We start from the raw sequence: 19,901 nt of genomic DNA, 5'->3' as shown, positions 1-19,901 counted from the left end.
AAGGGGGTGTTGGGGCTTGTGAGGGGCCCAAGACGTGCGCAGACGGACGGATGTCCGCTCAGCGGCTCCAGACAAGGGCGGAAGGCGCAGAGTAGGCTTGCCTGCTGTGGCTGTCACCACCTCCTTATGGCAATTCGCCCTCGTCGTGGGTGTGCTCACCCTCACTCCAGGTCTGGACACCGCCCTGATCCTGCGGACCGCGGCCCTCGGGCGCCGCCGCAGCGCGTGGGGTGTGGTGCTGGGGATCCAGACCGGCACCCTGATGTGGGGTGCGCTCACCTCGCTCGGGGTGACGGCTCTGCTCACCGCCTCGCACATCGCGTACGAGGTGCTGCGCTGGGCCGGGGCGGCGTACCTGGTCTGGATGGGCGTCCGGATGCTGGCCGGCACCTTCCGCGGCAGGACGGCGGACGGGGAGCCGGACGGGCACCCGCTTGCCTCCGGAGCCGACGCGATGGTCCGCGGCTTCCGCCAGGGTCTGACGACGAACCTGCTCAACCCCAAGGTGGGCGTCTTCTACGTCGCCGTGCTGCCGCAGTTCATCCCGGCGCAGACCAATCACCTGGCGATGGGAGTCCTGCTCGCCTCGGTGCACGTCGCGCTGGGGCTGGTCTGGTCGGCGGCGCTGGTCGCCTTCGCCCGCGGCCTGCGCGGATGGCTCCGCACGGGCCGGGCCAGGCGGCTGCTGGACCGGGTCGCCGGGACCGTGATCGCCGCGTTCGGGATCAGGCTCGCGCTCGGCGACTGATCGCGCTGCACCAGGCGTACACCGCGGGCCCCGTCAGGTGCCGGACGGTCGCGCGCCCACCCCGTCGAGCAGCACCTTGAGCGAGCTCTCCAGCGTGCCCCGCGCGGCGATGTCGGTCAGCTCGCCCGCCAGGTCCCGCACCCGTTCGAAGCCGCGCAGGCGCGCGGTCGCCGCCATCGCGCGCCCGGCCTCCGCCTGCGCCTCGGCGTCGATGTCGCGCCGCGGCCGCTCGAACACGATGTGGCCGAAGGTGAAGGAGAAGATCCGCCAGAACGTCCGCGCCGCCTCCTCACCGGTGATGCCGCCGTCCTCCAGGTTCGCCAGGACGTGCTCGGCCAGCCGCCCGAGACCTTCGGAGTGGGCCGGAACGCGCCTGTTCACCAGCATCTGGACCACGCTGGGATGGGCGAGGAGCAGCTCCCGCCAGGCCACCATGATGTCGATGACCCGCTGCCGCCAGTCCGAGGCGCTGCTGTGCGGCACCTCCATCCTGCTGAGCGCGAGGACGAGCATGGCGTCGATCAGTTCGTCCTTGGAGTCGACGAACCGGTAGATCGTCATGGGGGAGATGCCCAGCTCGGTGGCGACGCTGCGGATCGTCACGGCGTCGAGCCCGGACTGGCCGGCCTGCCGCAGCGCCGCGTCGGCCACGTCGTCCAGGGTGACGGAGACGGCCTGGGTGCGTGACCCGCGGCGGGCTCGCCGGGGCTCGCCGGGCTCGGGACGTCCTTGGTCTGGGGCGGGTCGGGAGGTCACGTCTCCCACCGTACCGCAGACGGATACGTCGTACGGGGGATGAAGATCTTTTCATCCAGCTATTTACAACGTATATGAAATCTATACGCTGTATCGCCAGGAGGTGTCATGACCCACATCACCACCGGCGATCCGGCCGCCCTGCGCTCAGCCACCCGTAAGGCCGCCGTCCGGCTCATCCCCCTGGTCGCGCTGATGTACGTCATCAGCTATCTCGACCGGGTCAACATCGGCTTCGCCGCCGCCACCATGAACGCCGATCTCGGGCTGTCCAGCACCGCGTACGGCCTGGGGGCGGGGCTGTTCTTCATCGGCTACGTGGCGTTCGAGGTGCCCTCCAACGTCATCCTGCACCGGGTCGGCGCCCGGATTTGGCTCGCGCGCATCATGGTGACCTGGGGACTGATCTCGGGGGCCATGGGGTTCGTGCAGTCCGAGGTCGGCTTCTACGCCGTGCGCGTCCTGCTCGGCATCGCCGAGGCGGGGTTCGTGCCGGGCGTCATCTACCTGCTCACGCTCTGGTTCCCCGCGCCGGTACGGGCCCGCATGGTCGCGCTCTTCCTCATCGCGATCCCCGTCGCGGTCGTGCTGGGCGCGCCCCTGTCGGCGCTGCTGATCGAGCACGGTCACGGCCTGTGGGGCCTTGAGGGCTGGCGGTTCATGTTCGTGGCCGAGGCCGTTCCCGCCGTGCTCGTCGGCGTGCTCGTGTTCTTCGTCCTGCCCGGCTCGCCGAAGGACGTCCCGTGGCTCAGCGAGCACGAACGCGGCGCGCTGCGGGCCACGCTGGAGCGTGAAGCCGGCGCCGCCGCCGAGCACGGCCCGTCGGACGTCCGGTCGGCGCTGAAGGACTGGCGCATCTACGCCGTCTCCTTCATCGGGCTCTCGGTGAACATGGGCGGCTACGCCCTGTCCTTCTTCCTGCCCCAGGTCATCGCGAGCCTGGCCGCGCCGTCCGGCCGGCCGTTCTCGATCTGGGAGACGGCGCTGCTGACCGCCGTGCCGTTCGCGGCGGCGGCGCTGGCCATGTGGCTGGTCGGCCGCAGCTCCGACCGGCATCAGGAGCGCCACTACCACGCCGCGGTCCCGCTGCTCGTGGGCGCCGTCGCCGTGTCGGTGGCCCTCTACCTGCCCGGCACGACGCTCGTGATGATCGCGATCTCCATCGCCGCGGCCGGCAGCTACGCGGTGCTGCCCGTCTTCTGGCAGTTGCCGCCGCGCTTCCTGCGCGGCGCCGCCGCGGCGGCGGGCATCGGCGTGGCGGGCGGGCTGGCGAACGTGGCCGGGTTCGTCGCCCCGTACATGACCGGCGGCCTGTACGGGGCGACCGGCAGCTACCGGCCGGCCATGTTCGTCGTCGCCGCCGTCATGGCGCTCGGAGCCGTGGTCGCGCTGCTGCTCAGGCGGCGGCCCGAGTTCGCCGGCCCGCCGCGCGCCTAGCCCGCTCACCCGAAAGGCCGAACCCTTGCCAGAGATCATCGGACAGTACGTCGACCAGATCATGACCACCGAGCTGCGCCCCCTCGGCAACATGCCCAGAGGCGTCGCCCACCAGCTGTACGAGGCCGTACGCCGGCACACCGGCAAGCCGCTCAGCACCGCCATGGCGCAGGCGATCGTGAACCGGGTCGAACCCGGCGACCGCGTCGTCATCCTGTGCGGCGCGGGCGGCCCGCCGAGCCTGCCCACCGGCGAGATCGACGGCCTCCTCGGCGCGGTGGCCCTCGCCCGGATCCTCACCCTGGGCCTCGGGGCCGAGGTCCACCTCGCCTCCGTCGAACGGTTCCTGGGGCCGCTGGCCGAGGTCGTACGCGCGGGCGAGCTCAACGTCCGGCTCGGCGAGGACGACCACCGGCCGGGCACGGTCACGCTGCACGTCTCACCGCAGGACGACGACGCCGGACGCGACTTCAGCCGCGCCATCCTGGACGACCTGCGGCCCTGCCTCGTCCTGGCCATCGAACTGCTCGCCCCGAACCGCGCGGGCGTCATCCACGGCGCCACCGGCAACCCCTGGCACGACGTGCACTTCGACAGCGCCGCGCTGTTCGAGCGGGCACACGCCCAGGGCGTGCTCACCTGCGGCATCGGCGACGCCGGCAACGAGGCGGGTTTCGGCGCCATCCCGGAGGTGGCGGCCATCCAGCCCGCGGGCGGGACATGCCGCTGCCCCTGCGGCGCCGGGATGGCCGCCGCGGTGACGACCGATCACGTGCTCACCGCCGCCATCTCGGACTGGGGCGGGTACGCCGTCACCGCGCTCATCGCCTACCTCGTCGAACGGCCCGACCTGATCGCGGACGCCGACTACGTGGAGAACCTGCTGCGCGCCGCCGTGCGCGCCGGGGTCGTCTGCGGCTGGCACGCCCGTCCCACGCTGAGCGACGACGGCGTGCCGCTGGACGCCCAGCGCGCCGCCGCCACCCTCATCCGGACGGCCGTCACCCAGGCCCTGACCAGGGCGCCCTCCCCCTCGCACTGAGCACACCCGAGAGGCCGTCACGATGACGACGAACCCCCCTGCCACCGGATACGCCGACGTCGGCCGAATCCAGCGCCTGCTCGACGCGGGCCCGTTCGACGCGATCGTGTCGACCTGGCCCGAGAACACCCACTACCTGTCCGGCTTCTACCACCCGGACATGCGGCTCACCTGGGAACGGCTGCACATCGTCGTGTGGCCCGCGAACGGCGCGCCGCCCGTCTACGTCGTCCCTGCCCCGCGCGCCGACGCCTGGAACGGGGCCGGCACCTGGGCCCGCGAAGAGAGCCGCCCGCGCATCCAGGACATCCGGGGCTACCTGGGGGAGCACGACCACATGATCGACGTGGTCGCCGAGGCCCTCACCGGCCTGGGCATCACCTCCGGCCTGATCGGCGTCGAGCACCGCGCCACCCCGTACAAGATCGTCGAGGGTCTTCGGCGCCGGCTGCCCGGGCTGCGGTACGGCGACGCCTGGCCGCTGCTGAACGAGATGCGCAAGGTGAAGACGCCGGCCGAGGTCGCACTCCTCACGCACGTCAACCGGATGACGGCCCGTCACCTGGAGAACGGGCTGCGGAGCATCGTCGCGGGCGAGAGCGAACGGGCCGTCGCCGCGCGCGTCACCGACGCGCTCATGCGCGAAGGAGCGCAGGAACTGACCCATTCGATCTTCGGCGGCGGCTGCCGCGCCGGGCAGTGGCATCCGTGGCCCGGCGACCAGGCGCTGGAGGCCGGGATGCTGATCCGGACCGACTGGGGCGTCCGCATCGACGGCTACTGCTCCGACATCGCCCGTACGGCCGTCGTCGGCACCGCGAGCCGGGCGCAACGCACCCGCTTCGACCGCATCAGCGCCGTCCACGACACCATCGTCGAAGCGGCCCGGCCGGGTGTCGCCGCCCGCGAGCTCGTGCACCTCGCCCGGCGCGCGTACGAGCGCCAGGGCGAGGAGTTCCGCTGGAGCATCGTCGGGCACGGCATCGGCCTGGTGCTGCACGAGGAGCCGCAGCTGACCGTCGAGTACGACGAGCCGCTCGTCGAAGGCATGACCCTCGAGATCGAACTCGGCTGGACCGACCCCGCGCAGGGCTTCCACATCGAGGACTTCGTCCACGTCGGCCGCGACGAGACCGTCAACCTGACCACACCCCCCGGCACCCGCGTACTGATCGAGAGCGCACGATGACCCAGACCCCCTCCCCGGACCTGCTCGCCACAGCCGGCGGCAAGGCGGCCAGACGCCTCCTGCCGATCCTCATCGCCCTGCTGTTCGTCAACTACCTCGACCGCGTCAACGTCGGCTTCGCGGCCCCCCACATGAACCCCGACCTCGGCATGACCGCCACCGCCTACGGGCTGGGCGTCGCCCTGTTCTTCGTCGGCTACGTCGTGCTCGAAGTGCCCAGCAACTACCTGCTCTACCGGGTGGGCGCGCGCAGGTGGCTGGCCAGGATCGCGGTCACGTGGGGGCTGGCCGCCGCGGCGCACGCCCTGGTCACCGGGGCGGGCTCGTTCGCCGCGATGCGCGTCCTGCTCGGCATCGCCGAGGCGGGCCTGCTGCCCGGGATCCTGTTCTACCTCACGCTGTGGTTCAGCGGGCCGCAGCGCGTCGCGGTGCTCGGCGTGTACTACGTCGCGGTGCCCCTCTCGACGGCTCTGGGCGGCCCCGTCTCCAACTGGCTCATCCACCACGGGACCAGCACGTTCGGAATCGAGGGCTGGCGCTTCATGTTCGCCGTCGAAGGGCTGGCCGCGGTCGTCCTCGGACTCGTCGTGCTCAGGGCCCTGCCTTCGACACCGCGCGAGGCGACGTGGCTGACCCCGCAGGAGCGGGAGGCCCTCGAACGGTCCGGCCCGGCCCGGGAGGCCGGCGAGCACCGCTCGTTCCTGGCGGCCCTGCGCAGCCCGGTGACGATCCGGCTGGCCGGGATCTTCTTCCTGCTCACCTTCCCGATGTTCGCGATCAGCTTCTTCCTGCCCCTCGTCACCGCCGCCCTCCCCCGCGGCGACAACGCCAACGCCCTCAGCCTCGTGACCTTCGTGCCGTTCACGCTCGGCGCGATCGCCTGCTGGGTGTGGAGCCGGCGCTCCCGGACAAGGGGGCTGCGCCCCTGGCGGTTCGCGGCGCCCGCCGTGCTCGCGGGCCTGGCCGTCCTCATCTGCTCCTACGCCGGCGACTCCTTCCCGCTCCTCATGCTCGGCGTCTCGATCACGGCCATCGGCATCTACGCGGCCATCCCCATCTTCTGGAGCATCGCCGGCGAGTCCCTCACGGGCGCGGCCGCCGCGGCGGGCCTGGCCCTGATCAACACCGTCGGCAGCCTCGGCGGCTTCGCGGCCGGCTACTTCACGGGCTGGCTGCGTGACCTGAGCGGCGGCTACCAGGCCCCGTTCACCGCGATGGCCGTCTGCCTCATCCTGAGCGGCCTGCTCGCGCTGACGACGTCCGCCTCCCACCGCGAGCCCGTCACTCCGATCTCCCCGCCCTGAACCCTCAGGGGTGCGCTTCGACCGGCCGTTGAGGCTTTCCGCGCACCGAGCCCAGGCAGGGGACAGGGCAGCCGGCGAAAGTCTCTGGAGCCCGTTCAACGACAGGCTTGAACGCATGACTGCTTCTGACAGCGCCGGAGTGACCACCGGCGACCACCCCGCTCCGGGCTCGTGGCGGGAGCTGCTGGGCCCTGAGCACGCCGGGGCGGCGATCGTGCCGGCCGTCGGCGTGCTCGTCGGCGCGATCAACATCTACCTGGCGTCTAGCCTGCTGCCGACCGCGGTGGCCGACATCGGCGGCGCCGGCTTCTACGCGTGGAACATGACGATCTATCTCGTCGCGATGGTGATCGCGACGATGCTGGTCAGCCGCCTCCTCGCCCGGTGGGGTGACGTCGGCGCCTACCTGCTCGGCTTCGGCGTCTTCCTGCTGGGCTCGCTGACCTGCGCGGTGAGCCCGGAGATGCCGGTACTACTGGCCGGTCGCGGCGCCCAGGGGCTGGGCGCGGGGCTGCTGTCCGGGCTGGGCTTCGCCGCCGTCCGATCGGCGCTGCCGCCGCGGTTGTGGGCACGGGGCAACGCGCTCATGTCGGCGATGTACGGTGTCGGCAACTTCGTCGGCCCCGCGCTCGGCGGGCTGTTCGCCCAGTTCGGCGGCTGGCGACTGGCGTTCGTCACGATGGCGGTGATCGCGGGGGTGTGCGGCCTGCTCGTGCCCCGGGTGCTGCCGCGCGGCGACCGCGGTGGCGCCGGGGCGCCGGTCCCGGTGCTGTCGTTGCTGCTGGTCACGGCGGCCACCGCCGCGGTCAGCGTGGCGGGGGTGCTGCCCGGCGCCGCCGCCATGGCGGCCGGCATCGCGGTGGCGCTGCTGCTGATGCTGGCCTTCGTCGCTCATGAACGGCGCAGTGAACGCCGGGTCTTCCCGGCCGCCACCTACCGGCCGGGCTCGGCGCTGAAGTGGCTGTACCTGACGCTGGCGCTGCTGGCCTTCGGCGTGGCGGTGGAGTCGTTCCTGCCGCTGTTCGGCCAGCGGCTGGGCGGGCTGACGCCGGCCGTGGCGGGGTTCCTCGGGGCGGTCGTCTCCCTCGGCTGGTCGGCGACGCAGCTCGTCGGTTCCTCGGCCGCCGGCGAGCGCACGATCGGCCGGCTGCGCGTCGCCGGGCCGCTGCTGCTGGCATTCGGCTTCCTCCTCCAGGGGCTGCTGCAGCGCCAGGACGCGCCCGGCTGGCTGGTCCTGCTGTGGGTGCCGGTGCTGTGCGCCGCCGGGGCCGGCGTCGGGCTGGCCTACCCGCACCTGGCGGTGGCGGTGATGGCCGGCACCCCTGATCCGGAGGAGGGCGGGCGGGCGGCCGCCGCGATCGCCACCGTGACCAGCCTGTCGATCGCGTTCGGTACGGCCACCGCGGGCGCCCTGGTCAACCTGGGTGGCTCCTCGATGCTCGACGCGGCCCGCTACGTCCTGTTCGGGTTCGCGATCATCTGCTCGATCGGCGCTCTCACCGCCCGTGCGGCGGGCCGCACGGGCGGCCGCCTGAGCCCTGAGCTCAGGTAGGACGCTTACCCGCGGGTTCACCCGCGCCGACCCGGCCGATGCCGGGACGGATCACGCGTTGGCCTCGCGAGGCGCGTCCATGTGGGTGACGAGGTTGATGCCGCCGTCGACGTTGATCACCTCACCGGTGACGAAGGGGGCCTTGACGAGCGCCAGGATCATCGCCGCGACGTCGGACGGCTGCCCGAGCCGGCCCATCGGTGTCATCGCCACGGTGCGCGCCATCCGGGTGGCGAGGCTGCCCGCGGTCAGCCGGGTCTGGAGCGGCCCCGGGGCGATCGCGTTCACCCGGACGTCCGGGCCCACGGCCTTGGCCAGCAGCCTCGTCATGTGGTCGAGCGCGGCCTTGCTGACGGCGTAGGGGATCGAGCTGCCGAGGGGGCGCGAGCCGCCCACCGAGCTGATGTTGACGATCTGGCCGCCGAGCTCCATGACCTTCACGGCGGCGACGGAGACCTGCCACGTCCCGACGACGTTGACGCCGAGGATCCGGTGCCAGTCGTCGGCGGTGACCGCGTCCAGGTCGGCGTGGGGGACGGCTCGCGCCACCCCGGCGTTGTTCACCAGCAGGTCGAGACGGCCGTGCCGCGCCACGGCCGTCTCCACCAGGCGCACGGCGTCGGAGGGATCGGCGATGTCGGCCTGGACGTAGCTCGCCCCCGGAAGCTCGGCCGCGAGCCGCTCGCCGGCGTCGACCGAGGTGGCCGAGTTCACCACGACGGTGAAGCCGTCGGCCGCGAGCGCGCGGGCGATCCCTTCTCCGATCCCGGAGCTCGAGCCCGTCACGATGGCGACACGGGGCGCGCTCATCGGGCGACCCGCTCGGCGACCGGCGCCTTCACCGCGTTCACGATCGCCCGGCCTCCGCTGGCGAGGATCGAGGTGTCGTTGCTGACCACCACGTAGTCGTAGCCCCGGGCCAGCGCGGCCCGGGCCTGGTCACTCGTGGCGGACGCGGTGCCGATGGGGACGCCTGCCGCGGCGGCGGCCTCCAGCGCGGACGTGACGAGCCGGTCCACCTCGTCGCTTCCCGCCGTGACGCCCATCGACATCGAGAGGTCGGCCGGCCCTACGAACGCCGCGCCGATGCCGTCGACGGCCAGGATCTCCCTCGTGTTCCTCATCGCCGCCTCGCTCTCGAGCTGGACGACGCACAGGGCCTGCTCGTTGCCGTACTCGAGGTACTCCGCCCGTGGCAGCAGCCCCCAGCGACCCGCCCGGCTGGTGCCGCCGGACCCGCGGTCGCCGCGCGGCGGGAAGCAGGTGGCCCGCACGACCGCCCGGGCCTGCTCGACCGTGTCGACGTGCGGCACGACCACACCGGCCGCGCCGGCGTCCAGGACCCGCTGGATCACGCTGGGGCCGTGGTCGGGCACCCTGACGAGCGGATCCACCCCGAGGGCGCGGGCCATCGCGATGTGGGTCGAGGCGGCGGCCAGGTCCAGTGTCGTGTGTTCGAGGTCGATGACCACGAAGTCGAAGCCCGCGTAGGCCATGATCTCGACACTCTCGGGGCTGGACAGCTTGATCCAGGTCCCGAGCGTGCCGCCGTTGATTCCGTCGCGTACCCGTGTCATGGATCAGACCTCGCTGGCGGCGTTGGAGGGGGTGGCGGTCCAGAAGACCAGCCACTTGCCGAGCTGCACGACGACCGCGTGCAGGACGATGCCGACGGCCGACAGCACGACGATCACCGCGAAGGTCCTGGCCACGTCCAGGGTGAAGTTGCTCGCCTGGATCAGGTAGCCCAGACCTTCCGAGCTGCCCACGAACTCCGCGACCACGGCGCCGGTCACGGACAGGATGACGGCGACCTCCAGTCCCGCGAAGATGTGCGGAAGCGCCGACGGGATCTGCAGGTGCCGCATGACCTGCATGCGGGACGCGCCGAAGGAACGGAGCATCTCGACCTGCTCGTGGGCGGCGGACCTGAATCCCAGGACGGCGTTGATGAGGAGGGGGAAGAACGCGATCAGCGCCACGGTCAGCACCTTCGAGCTGATCCCGATGCCGAACCAGACGATCAGCAGCGGCGCCATGGCGACCTTGGGGATGGTCTGGGTCAGGATGAGCAGCGGGAAGAGCACACGCTCCACCGTCCGGAACTGGGTGATGAGCACCGCGGAGACCAGCGCCGAGCCGACCGCGATGCCGAATCCGATCAGGATCTCCTTCATGGTGACGATCGAGTGGCTCACCAGGCTGCCGTCCCGGAAGCCGTCGACCAGGGAGACGGCGACGGCCGAGGGCGCGGGGACGAGGATGTTGGAGATGTCGAACATCTCCACCACGACCTGCCAGACCACCAACAGCCCGATGAACACCAGCACGCTGTAGGTGATCTCCGGTACTCGGCGGCGGCGTCGGGCCGGGGTGTCCGAGTTCGTGGGCGCCTTCACCGGCACGGTCTCACCGTCCGGGACGGCGCGTTCCTCTCGGCCGGCTGCCTGGCGCTTGGTGTTGGTGGACATCAGGTCTCCTAGTGGGCGCTGTGCTCGGAGTCGAGCAGCTTGCGGATCTTCAGGACGATCTCGCCGAACTCCGGCGTGTTGATGTTCTCGAGCCGCCGCGGTCTGGGGAGCGCGACCTCGACGACGTCCGCCAACCGGCCGGGGCGCGGTGTCATGACCACGACGCGGTCGGCGAGGAGCACCGCCTCGGGGATGCTGTGCGTCACGAACAGCACGGTCTTGCGATCCTGGTCCCAGATCTTCAGCAGGTCCAGTCCCATCTGGTCGCGGGTCATCGCGTCGAGGGCGCCGAACGGCTCGTCCATGAGCAGGATGCGCGGGTCGTGCATCAGGGCGCGGCCGATCCCGACCCGCTGCTGCATCCCGCCGGACAGCTCGTTCGGATAGCGGTCGCCGAACTCCTCCAGGCCGAGCATCACCAGCAGCTCGTCGGCCTTCTCATGGGTCGCGGCGTCCCGGGCGTGGTGCAGGTCCGGCGACGTCAGCAGGTTCTTCCGCACCGTACGCCAGGGCAGCAGCAGCGGCTGCTGGAAGACCATCCCGAGCTGGTTGCGGTGGGTGTCCTCCGACGGCCCGAAGGTGACCTGCCCGGAGGTCTGGCGGGACAGGCCCATGATGATCCGCAGCAGCGTGCTCTTGCCGCAGCCGCTGGGGCCGACGATGGAGATGAACTCACCGGCCTGGACGCTGAGGGAGACGTCGTCGAGAGCCTGGACGGTCCCGCCGGACTTCGTCGGGTAGAGCATGGACAGCGAGTCCAAGCGGATCGCGCAGTCGGTGTCGGTGCTGGTCGGCATGTCTGTCATTCCTCACCTGGTTCAAGCGCAGGCTGCCCGCGCCTCGGTTGTCGTGCTGGCAGCGATCAGGCGGTCGCCTCGGGCCACGTGCCGCCCATCTCCTTGGTCAGTCGCTTGCAGACGGCCTTCAACGCCGTGGCCTCCCGGGAGTCCAGCGCGTCCGGCAGCATCCGCTCGGTGCCGACGGCCGCGATCGTGGCGCAGATGCCGGTCGCCGCGAACACCGGCGCCGCGACGACGCAGATGCCGCGGTGGTTGACGTGGCTGCTCATGCCGGCCTGCCGGATCGCCTCGATACGATGGCGCGTCTCGGTGCGCTGGGGCTCGGGGAGGCTGCCGGTGAGCCGGTCGGCGTGGAACTGGTCGGGCAGGAAGGCCAGGAAGACCTTGGCCTGCGAGGAGTCCAGGGCGAGCTGCGAGCCCACCCGCACCGTCACCACGGTGGGATGCTCGGCCTCCTCCACCAGCGAGACCACCGGGCCGGAGGTGCCCCACAGCGACAGCACGGTGCTGATCTTGATCTCGAGCGTGAGCTCGCGCATGTAGGCCGGCGCCTTCTGCATGATGCGCTGCTGTCCCAGCATGAAGCTGCCGAGCTGCAGGATCGACCGTCCGGGACGGACGAAGGCGGAGTCCTCCACGCGCTCGAGCAGCCCGGAGCTGATCATCGAGCTGAAGTAGCGGTGCACCGTGGTCCGGTTCAGGCCGAGCCGGCGGGTGGCCTCCGCGACGGAGAGCTCCGGAGTCTCCGGGCCGAACAGCCCGAGGATCTGCGCGGTCCGGCTCACCGCCTGGATGTCCTGCTCGCGAGCAGCCACCGGTTTTTCGTCCTGGTTCTCCGTCATCGGCCCCCACCCCGTCGCGTTGATGTCCCAAAAAAGAGTTATCGCGGTTCGCAGTACGGACAGAGAGTAAGCGTGTCCGGTGTCTTGCTGCAAGGTTTTCCTGGTGTTTCGCGAAAGTGTTTCCGAACGCACCCTATTGACAGACCGGATAGTGAACTCCCAGTCTGTGATGCGAACGGTGCTGTGAACCCCGTCGATACTCCGGAGACTTCATGACTGACTCGCCCGCCATCATCAAGCTGCTGAACGGCTGCGTTGACCTGCACTGCCATTCCGGCCCGAACCCGTTTCCTCGCCGCATCGACCATGCCGAGGCCGGCAAGGACGGTGAGCGGCTCGGCATGAGGGGCGTGCTGGTGAAGTCCCACCACCACAACACTGTGATGGACCTGCTCTCGATGAGCGACCGGCTGGCGAAGATCAAAACCCCGGTCTTCGGCGGCATCACGCTGAACAGCATGATCGGCGGCATCAACCCCCAGGCGGTGGCCATGTGCCTGCGCATGGGGGGCAAGGCCGTGTGGTTTCCCACGTTCTCGGCCGGCCGGCACATCGACTGCCATCCGGAGGGCGTCGGCTTCCCCACGGCGAGCGTCGAGGTGCCGTCGTCCCGGGTCGACGTCCACCAGGAGAACGGTGAGCTCATCCCCGAGGTCTACGAGGTGCTCGACCTGGTCAAGGAGACCGGCGCGATGGTGACCGGCGGCCACATGGAGACCGAGTCGATCACCCAGCTGTTCGCCGCGGCCAAGGACAAGGGTGTCACCCGGATGCTGCTCAACCATCCCGACTACGTCATCGGCGCGGACGAGGCGAAGTGCCGTGAGCTCATCGGCTACGGAGCGTTCATCGAGCACGAGACCGGCTTCTACGACCCCGAGGGGACCAAGAAGTGGGACCCGAGGATCCTCCTGGACTGGATCGAGAAGATCGGCCCTGAGCACACCGTGATCTCCTCCGACCTCGGTCAGAAGGATCGGCCGCTGCCGGTGGACTCCTACATCCGCGTCGCGACCGCGCTGCTGGACCTCGGCCTGGACGAGAGGTCGCTGCGGCAGGTCTTCTGCGACAACCCCGCCTTCCTGCTCGGCCTGGACGACTGAACCGGCATCTTGCCGCCGACCCGAAAGGACAGACGATGACCACCCTGGCCACCCCGCCCGAGGCGGAGTTCTCCTACCTCGGTACGGGGGATCCCGACGAGACGACCCCTGGCGGATCGTCGACGTGGTACTTCCGCGGGCACAACTTCGTGCTCGCCTACACGACGCTGGTCGCCGGCGACGTGCTGGAGCGGAGTGATCAGCCGGACGAGTACGTCCTGCTCCTCCCCTACGAGGAGTGCAGCGTCGAGGTCCGCGCGCCGGGGGAGGTCGAGCCGGTCTCGGGCAAGGCGGTGGTGATGGTCCCGCCGGGCGGCAGCGTGATCTCCGGCGTCGCCGACTGCACCGTCGTGCGGCTGTTCAGCTCCGAGTCCACCGACCTGCTGGACAAGGCGCGCAACCGGGACGCGTACGCGAACCCGCACCCGAACACCAAGCCGTTCGAGCCGTGGCCGGACCCGCCGGAGGGTTACCGCATCCGGGCCTACCGGCTGGCCGACCTGCAGGTGACGCAGGACGCCATCCGCCCGGGCCAGATCGTGCGGTGCAGCACCTTCATGATCAACTTCCTGGCGCCCAGGATCGGCCCGCGTGACCCGAACACCCTCTCGCCGCACGACCACGACGACTTCGAGCAGTGCTCGCTCGCCGTGGAAGGGGAGTACGTCCACCACCTGCGGACCCCGTGGTCCAAGCGCCGCACCGAGTGGCGCGAGGACCGGCACCTGCGGTGCGGCAGTCCTTCGGTGGCCGTGATCCCTCCGCCCATGCTGCACACCAGCGAGGCCGTGGGCTCGGGGACCAACCAGCTGATCGACATCTTCTGCCCGCCGCGTCTGGACTTCTCCCTGCAGCCGGGCCGAGTGCTCAACGAAGACACCTACCCACTCCCCAACCAGTAAGAGGCAGGTTCCATCGTGAAGACCGGACGAGCAGTGAAAGTCGTTAGTGGTGCGGTCGCCGTCCTGTGCGCGACCGTAACGCTGAGTGCGTGCGGTTCCGACAGCGGATCCGGCGACTCGGCTCAGGTCGGCGGCAAGCTGACGCCGGTGACGTTCGCGATGGCGTCTCCCAGCTGGAACGCCGGTTACGCGGTCATGGCCGTCGTGGAGGCCGAGGGCTTCTACGAGCAGGAGGGTCTGAAGGTCACGACCAACCTGTTCCCGTCGGCCACCCAGGCGGCGCAGCAGGTCGCCGGCGGCGGGGCCGACCTCGGCCTCATGACGGTCGAGCCCGTGGCCATCGGGCACGACAAGGACCTGAACCTGTCCTACTTCAGCTCCTACTGGGCGAAGTGGATCTACAGCCTGCAGGTGCCGGACGGTTCGGCCGTGAAGAGCATCGCCGACCTGAAGGGCAAGAAGATCGGCGTCTCCGCGGTCGCGAGCTCCGGCGCGACGTTCGCCCGGACCGCGATCCAGCTCAACGGCATGAGCGAGAACGCCGCCAGCCTGGTGCCGATCGGCGCCGGCGCCCAGCAGATCAACGCCATCAAGAGCGGCCAGGTCGACGTGCTGGCGCTCTGGGACATCCAGTACCAGATCGTCAAGAACGCCGGCGTCACCCTGACACCGCTCCCGGTCAAGGAGACGGCGGACGCGTGGGGCGGCGGCTTCGCGGCGACCAAGAAGAACCTCGAGGCCAAGAAGGACATCCTCGAACGGTTCGGCCGGGCGGTGGCGAAGGCGTTCGTCTTCTCCAAGGCCAACCCCGAGGCCGCGATCCGCGACCTGTGGAAACTCCACCCGGAGACCCGCGGGTCAGAACCGGAGGAGAAGGCGCTGGCTGACGGGGTCAAGGTCCTCCAGGTCCGCCTGGACGGGCAGGGCTTCGACGACAAGACCCTGGGCCGGATCGACGAGGCCGCGTTCACCCGTTCGCTCGACTTCATGGCCTCGGCCGGACTGATCAAGAAGTTCCCGGCGAAGGACATCTACACCGACGCGATGTTCAAGGCGTTCAACGACTTCAATCACGAGGACGTCGTCAAGCAAGCAGAGAGCGCCGGCTGAATGCGGCTGGGGATCGCGCTCGACCTGAGCTCCCAGGAGCCGGTCCGCCCGCAGGTGGATCGCACGGTCACGATGCTCGCCCGCGCGGAGCAGCAGGGTTTCGACTCCGCGTGGGTGGGCGAGAGCTATCACGCGGCCGCTCAGCCGTTCCACCTCCCGTCCGTCCTGATGGTCCTGGGACATCTGGCCGGACGGACGTCCCTGGCGCTGGGATCGGCGGTGCTGCTCCTGCGGGCGTACAGTCCGGAGAAGCTGGCCTACGAGGCCGCGCTGCTCGACCAGCTGTGCGGCGGGAAGCTCACCCTCGGCCTCGGGCTCGGCAGCCCGGAGGTCGCCCGACGGGCCGGGCTGCCCGCGTCCGGTCCGGCCGGCGCGGCCTTCGACGCCACGCTGAAGCTGCTGCGCGAGGCCTGGTCCGCCGACGTGAACACCGATGCGCCGGTGGCGATCCCGCCCCCGGTGCGGCGCGGCGGGCCGCGGGTCCTGGTGGGCGGCAAGGTGGCCGCCTCGGCCCGTCGTGCCGCGACGCTCGCCGACGGATTCTACGGCGCGACGAACTACTGCGACGACCTGTTGATCAAGCAGTCGGCCGCCTACTGGTCGTATCGCGGCGGACGGCCGGGCGAGGCGGGGGGAGTGGTCGCCACCACCAGGTTCTGCGTCGTCCACGAGGATGCCGCCACGGCCCGCGAGCTCGCCGCGCGCCACTTCAAGGCCGCGACCGCCTACTACACCGAGCGGGGCGCATGGATGGGTGCGGACGGTCCCGCTGAGCTGGAGCTCCCCATGGTGGGCACGCCCGACGAGATCGACGCGACTATCGCCCGATATGTCCAAGCAGGGGTAACGTCCGTCCAGTTACGGGTGGCCCCGTTCGGCACGCCGCCGGAGGTCGCCCGCCACACGCTCGACCTCGTCGGGCGGCACGTCCTCCCGCACTGGCACGACACGACGACTTCAGACGCGATCACGAGCTTCGATGGGGAATGACCGAGGATGACGAGACGACTCAAGAGCGTGGCCGGCCTGTTCGCGGGCATCCTCGTGCTGGCCACGCTGGGCGCCTGCGGTTCGGAGGGGGGCGAATCAGCGGGCGGCGACGGCCTCGACACCGTCACCTTCGCCCTGAGCGCGCCCAGCTGGAACTCCGGCTACACCACCTTGGTGGTCCCCGAGGCCGAGGGCTACTTCAAGGACGAGGGGCTCGACGTCAAGGTCCAGCTGTTCCCCTCCGGCACGCAGTCGGCGCAGCAACTGGCCGCCGGCGGCGCCGACATCGGACTGATGACCGGTGAGCCGGTGGCGATCGGTCACGCCAAGAACCTGGGCCTGGTCTACTTCGCGTCGTACTACCCGCACTGGATCTACAGCCTGCAACTGCCCCAGGGCTCGAACGTGAAGAGCATCGCGGACCTGAAGGGCAAGAAGATCGGGGTGACCGCGGTGGCCAGCTCGGGCGGGACGTTCGCCCGGACCGCGTTGGAGCTCAACGGGATGAGCGAGAACGCCGCCGGCCTGGTGCCGATCGGCGCCGGCGCCCAGCAGATCAACGCCATCAAGAGCGGCCAGGTCGACGCGCTGTCCCTCTGGGACACCCAGTACGCGATCGTCGAGGACGCGGGGATCAAGCTCACCCCGCTGCCGGTGCCCCAGACCGCGAGCATCTGGGGCGGCGGGTTCGCGGCGACGCGGAAGACGATCGACGAGAAGAAGGACGTCCTGGTGCGGTTCGGTCGCGCCATCGCGAAGGGCTTCGCCTTCGCCCAGGCCAACCCCGAGGCCGCGATCCGCGACCTGTGGAAGCTGCACCCGGAGACCCGGGGCAACGGACCGGAGCAGGACGCGATGGCGTCCCAGGTCAAGATCCTCAAGGTCCGGCTGGCCGACCAGGGAGTCGAGGACGGCAAGTGGGGCGGGATCGATCCGAAGGCGGCCACCGGGATGGTCGAGTTCATGGCGTCCGCCGGGCTCGTGGACAAGGCGTTCCCCGCCACGGAGATCTACACGCCCGACCTGCTCGACGCCATCAACGACTTCTCCTACGACGACATCCGCAAGCAAGCGAAGAACGCCTCCTGAGATGGGGCAGGAAGTGGAGACGACCCGAATGAGCAGCTCGTTCGTGTACGCGTCGGTCCGGACCCCGTTCGGCCGGTTCAATGGAGCCCTGGCCGACACGAGGACCGACGATCTGGCCGCGACCGCGCTGAAGGGACTGCTCGACCGCTCGCCGGGCCTGGATCCCGGCCTGGTCGACGACGTGTTCTGGGGCAACGCCAACGGCGCGGGCGAGGACAACCGCAACGTCGGCCGGATGGCCGTGCTGCTGGCGGGCATGCCCGTCTCGGTGACCGCCACCACGGTGAACCGGCTCTGCGGCTCGTCGCTGGACGCCGCCATGATGGCTGCACGCATGATCGAGGTCGGCGACGCGGAGGTCGCGATCGCCGGCGGCGTGGAGTCGATGACGCGGGCGCCGTGGGTCCTGCCGAAGCCGTCGCGCCGGTTCCCGGCGGGCGACGTCACCGCCGTCTCCACCACGCTGGGCTGGCGGCTGGTGAACGAGCGGATGCCCGCCGAGTGGACGGTCTCGCTGGGCGAGTGCAACGAGCAGCTGCAGGAGAAGTTCTCGATCTCGCGCGAGCGGCAGGACGAGTTCGGTGCCCGCTCGCACCGCCTCGCGGCGGAGGCGTGGAAGGACGGCTTCTACGACGACCTCGTGGTGCCCGTCCCCGGCGCCGACCTGGTCCAGGACGAGAGCATCCGGGCCGGCACCTCGCTCGAGGCGCTGGCCAAGCTGAAGCCGGCGTTCCGGCCCGACGGGACGATCACCGCCGGCAACTGCTCACCGTTGAACGACGGCGCGAGCGCGGTCCTGCTGGGCTCGGCGAGCGCGGCCGCGACCATCGGTCGTGATCCGGTCGCGCGGATCGCCGGTCGCGGCTGGTCGGCGCTGGAGCCGCAGCAGTTCGGCTACGCCCCGGTCGAGGCCGCCAACGACGCGCTCGAGCGGGCGGGCATCACCTGGGGCGACGTCGGCGCCGTCGAGCTGAACGAGGCGTTCGCCGTCCAGTCGATCGCCTGCGTCGACGCCTGGCTCGAGCTCGGGCTGCGGGACGCCGAACTCGTCAACGCCAAGGGCGGGGCGATCGCCATCGGGCACCCCCTGGGCGCCTCGGGCGGGCGCGTTCTCGGGACCCTCGCCGCGCGGCTCGTGGAGTCGGGTGAACGATGGGGCGTGGCGGCCATCTGCATCGGTGTGGGTCAAGGCCTGGCGGTCGTGCTGGAGAACGTCGCATGACGCTGCTCTGCACCTCCGTCGACGACGCGGTCAGCGGCATCGCCGACGGCTCGACGGTGCTGGTCGGCGGCTTCGGCACGACCGGCATGCCGTTCGAGCTGATCTACGCGTTGATCCGGCAAGGAGCGCGGGACCTCACCGTCGTGTCGAACAACGCGGGCAACGGGGACACCGGGCTCGCGGCGCTGCTCGCCGCCGGGCGGGTGCGCAAGATCATGTGCTCGTTCCCCCGGCAGACGGACTCCTGGGTCTTCGACGAGCTGTACCGCGGCGGGAAGATCGAGCTGGAGGTCGTGCCGCAGGGGAACCTGGCCGAGCGCATGCGCGCCGCCGGAGCCGGGATCGGCGGGTTCTACACCCGCACCGGAGCCGGGACCCTTCTCGCGGAGGGGAAGGAGACCCGCGAGATCGACGGCCGGACGTACGTCCTCGAATCGCCCATCGCCGCCGATGTCGCGCTCATCAGCGCCCACACCGCGGACACCCTCGGAAACCTCGTCTACCGCAAGACGGCACGCAACTTCAATCCCGTCATGGCGACGGCCGCGACGACCACCGTCGTGCAGGTGCGGCACGTCGTCGAGCCGGGAGAGCTGGATCCCGAGGCCGTGGTCACCCCGGGCATCTACGTCGACCGGATCGTGCGGGTGCCGTCATGAGCGCGGTGTCTCCGAGCGTCGTCGAGCACACCGGCCGCGGCCCGCTCGGGCGGGACGAGATGGCCCAGGTGCTCGCGCGCGACATCCCCCGCGGGGCGTACGTCAACCTCGGCATCGGTCAGCCCACGACCGTCGGCGACCACCTCTCCCCGGAGTCGGGGGTCATCTTCCACACCGAGAACGGCATGCTCGGCATGGGACCGGCGGCGACGGGCGACGCGATCGATCCCGATCTGATCAACGCCGGCAAGTTCCCGGTGACCGAGCTGCCCGGTGCCGCGTACTTCCACCACGCCGACTCGTTCGCCATGATGCGAGGCGGCCATCTCGACCTGTGCGTCCTCGGCGCCTACCAGGTCTCGGCATCGGGGGATCTCGCCAACTGGCACACCGGCGAGCCCGACGCGATCCCGGCGGTCGGCGGGGCGATGGACCTCGCCGTGGGCGCCAAGCAGGTCTTCGTGCTGATGTCGCTGTTCACCAGGAAGGGCGAGCCGAAGCTCGTCAGCGCATGCACGTATCCGCTCACCGCGCTGCGCTGCGTGAACCGGATCTATACCGACGTCGCCGTGTTCGAGATCACCGGAGGGGATCAGGTCCTCGTCCGGGAGACGTGGGGGATCTCGTTCGACGAGCTCCGCACGCGCCTCGACGTCCCGCTCGCCGCGGCGACACCATGAGGAGG

The 19,901-nt window shown here is 70.6% G+C and carries 20 protein-coding genes; 14 read left to right on the top strand and 6 right to left on the bottom strand.

Annotated elements, in window-relative coordinates:
* Positions 1-106: 106 nt before the first annotated feature.
* On the top strand, positions 107-748 hold the full coding sequence (locus B0I32_RS39785) for a LysE family translocator (protein WP_106248538.1): 642 nt from the start codon (positions 107-109) through the stop codon (positions 746-748).
* Between the two features lie 33 nt (positions 749-781).
* Here B0I32_RS39785 and B0I32_RS39780 read toward each other — a convergent pair whose 3' ends face one another.
* A complete protein-coding gene (locus B0I32_RS39780) occupies positions 782-1,504 on the bottom strand; it encodes a TetR/AcrR family transcriptional regulator (protein WP_181308307.1) in 723 nt (240 codons plus the stop codon).
* Positions 1,505-1,612: 108 nt separating this feature from the next.
* Here B0I32_RS39780 and B0I32_RS39775 point away from each other — a divergent pair, with 108 nt between their 5' ends.
* The 5 genes from B0I32_RS39775 (at position 1,613) to B0I32_RS39755 (ending at position 8,028) form a co-directional block, all read left to right on the top strand.
* Positions 1,613-2,941, top strand: a complete 1,329-nt coding sequence (locus B0I32_RS39775; protein ID WP_106248535.1) for an MFS transporter — start codon at positions 1,613-1,615, stop codon at positions 2,939-2,941.
* Positions 2,942-2,966: 25 nt separating this feature from the next.
* On the top strand, positions 2,967-3,983 hold the full coding sequence (locus B0I32_RS39770) for a glutamate cyclase domain-containing protein (protein WP_106248534.1): 1,017 nt from the start codon (positions 2,967-2,969) through the stop codon (positions 3,981-3,983).
* 22 nt (positions 3,984-4,005) lie between these two features.
* A complete protein-coding gene (locus tag B0I32_RS39765; protein WP_106248533.1) occupies positions 4,006-5,172 on the top strand; it encodes a M24 family metallopeptidase in 1,167 nt (388 codons plus the stop codon).
* Positions 5,169-6,476, top strand: a complete 1,308-nt coding sequence (locus tag B0I32_RS39760) for an MFS transporter (protein WP_106248532.1) — start codon at positions 5,169-5,171, stop codon at positions 6,474-6,476. The genes B0I32_RS39765 and B0I32_RS39760 overlap by 4 nt, the downstream gene beginning before the upstream one ends.
* Positions 6,477-6,591: 115 nt before the next feature.
* Entirely contained in the window at positions 6,592-8,028 is a 1,437-nt protein-coding gene (locus B0I32_RS39755) for an MFS transporter (protein WP_106248531.1), read from the top strand.
* Between the two features lie 51 nt (positions 8,029-8,079).
* On the opposite strand, the gene B0I32_RS39750 is transcribed toward B0I32_RS39755, so the two are convergent.
* From B0I32_RS39750 to B0I32_RS39730, 5 genes are all read right to left on the bottom strand, one after another.
* Positions 8,080-8,838: an SDR family NAD(P)-dependent oxidoreductase gene (locus B0I32_RS39750; RefSeq protein ID WP_181308305.1), complete on the bottom strand. Its 759-nt coding sequence runs from the start codon at positions 8,836-8,838 to the stop codon at positions 8,080-8,082.
* Entirely contained in the window at positions 8,835-9,605 is a 771-nt protein-coding gene (locus B0I32_RS39745) for an HpcH/HpaI aldolase family protein (RefSeq protein WP_106248530.1), read from the bottom strand. The genes B0I32_RS39750 and B0I32_RS39745 overlap by 4 nt, the downstream gene beginning before the upstream one ends.
* A 3-nt stretch (positions 9,606-9,608) precedes the next feature.
* Positions 9,609-10,499, bottom strand: coding sequence for an ABC transporter permease (locus B0I32_RS39740; protein ID WP_106248528.1), 891 nt, complete (start codon positions 10,497-10,499; stop codon positions 9,609-9,611).
* 8 nt (positions 10,500-10,507) lie between these two features.
* Positions 10,508-11,296, bottom strand: a complete 789-nt coding sequence (locus tag B0I32_RS39735) for an ABC transporter ATP-binding protein (protein ID WP_106248527.1) — start codon at positions 11,294-11,296, stop codon at positions 10,508-10,510.
* A gap of 65 nt (positions 11,297-11,361) precedes the next feature.
* A complete protein-coding gene (locus B0I32_RS39730; protein ID WP_106248525.1) occupies positions 11,362-12,141 on the bottom strand; it encodes an IclR family transcriptional regulator in 780 nt (259 codons plus the stop codon).
* Positions 12,142-12,353: 212 nt separating this feature from the next.
* On the opposite strand from B0I32_RS39730, the gene B0I32_RS39725 reads away from it, so the two are divergent.
* From B0I32_RS39725 to B0I32_RS39690, 8 genes are all read left to right on the top strand, one after another.
* The gene (locus B0I32_RS39725) at positions 12,354-13,244 is read left to right on the top strand and encodes a DUF6282 family protein (protein WP_106248523.1); all 891 of its coding nucleotides are present in this window, start codon (positions 12,354-12,356) and stop codon (positions 13,242-13,244) included.
* A gap of 35 nt (positions 13,245-13,279) precedes the next feature.
* Positions 13,280-14,146, top strand: a complete 867-nt coding sequence (locus B0I32_RS39720) for a cupin domain-containing protein (protein ID WP_106248521.1) — start codon at positions 13,280-13,282, stop codon at positions 14,144-14,146.
* Positions 14,147-14,293: 147 nt separating this feature from the next.
* Positions 14,294-15,256, top strand: coding sequence for an ABC transporter substrate-binding protein (locus B0I32_RS39715; RefSeq protein ID WP_219912245.1), 963 nt, complete (start codon positions 14,294-14,296; stop codon positions 15,254-15,256).
* Entirely contained in the window at positions 15,257-16,246 is a 990-nt protein-coding gene (locus B0I32_RS39710; RefSeq protein WP_106248518.1) for an LLM class flavin-dependent oxidoreductase, read from the top strand. It abuts the gene before it with no gap.
* Between the two features lie 6 nt (positions 16,247-16,252).
* A complete protein-coding gene (locus B0I32_RS39705) occupies positions 16,253-17,335 on the top strand; it encodes an ABC transporter substrate-binding protein (protein ID WP_219912244.1) in 1,083 nt (360 codons plus the stop codon).
* A gap of 28 nt (positions 17,336-17,363) precedes the next feature.
* Positions 17,364-18,557, top strand: a complete 1,194-nt coding sequence (locus B0I32_RS39700; protein WP_106248515.1) for a thiolase family protein — start codon at positions 17,364-17,366, stop codon at positions 18,555-18,557.
* Entirely contained in the window at positions 18,554-19,216 is a 663-nt protein-coding gene (locus B0I32_RS39695) for a 3-oxoacid CoA-transferase subunit A (protein ID WP_106248513.1), read from the top strand. The genes B0I32_RS39700 and B0I32_RS39695 overlap by 4 nt, the downstream gene beginning before the upstream one ends.
* A complete protein-coding gene (locus B0I32_RS39690) occupies positions 19,213-19,896 on the top strand; it encodes a 3-oxoacid CoA-transferase subunit B (protein WP_106248511.1) in 684 nt (227 codons plus the stop codon). The genes B0I32_RS39695 and B0I32_RS39690 overlap by 4 nt, the downstream gene beginning before the upstream one ends.
* Positions 19,897-19,901 lie beyond the last annotated feature (5 nt).

The organism is Nonomuraea fuscirosea (assembly GCF_003001935.1).
GTDB lineage: Bacteria > Actinomycetota > Actinomycetes > Streptosporangiales > Streptosporangiaceae > Nonomuraea > Nonomuraea fuscirosea.
This window is presented reverse-complemented; position numbering and strand designations above follow the sequence as displayed.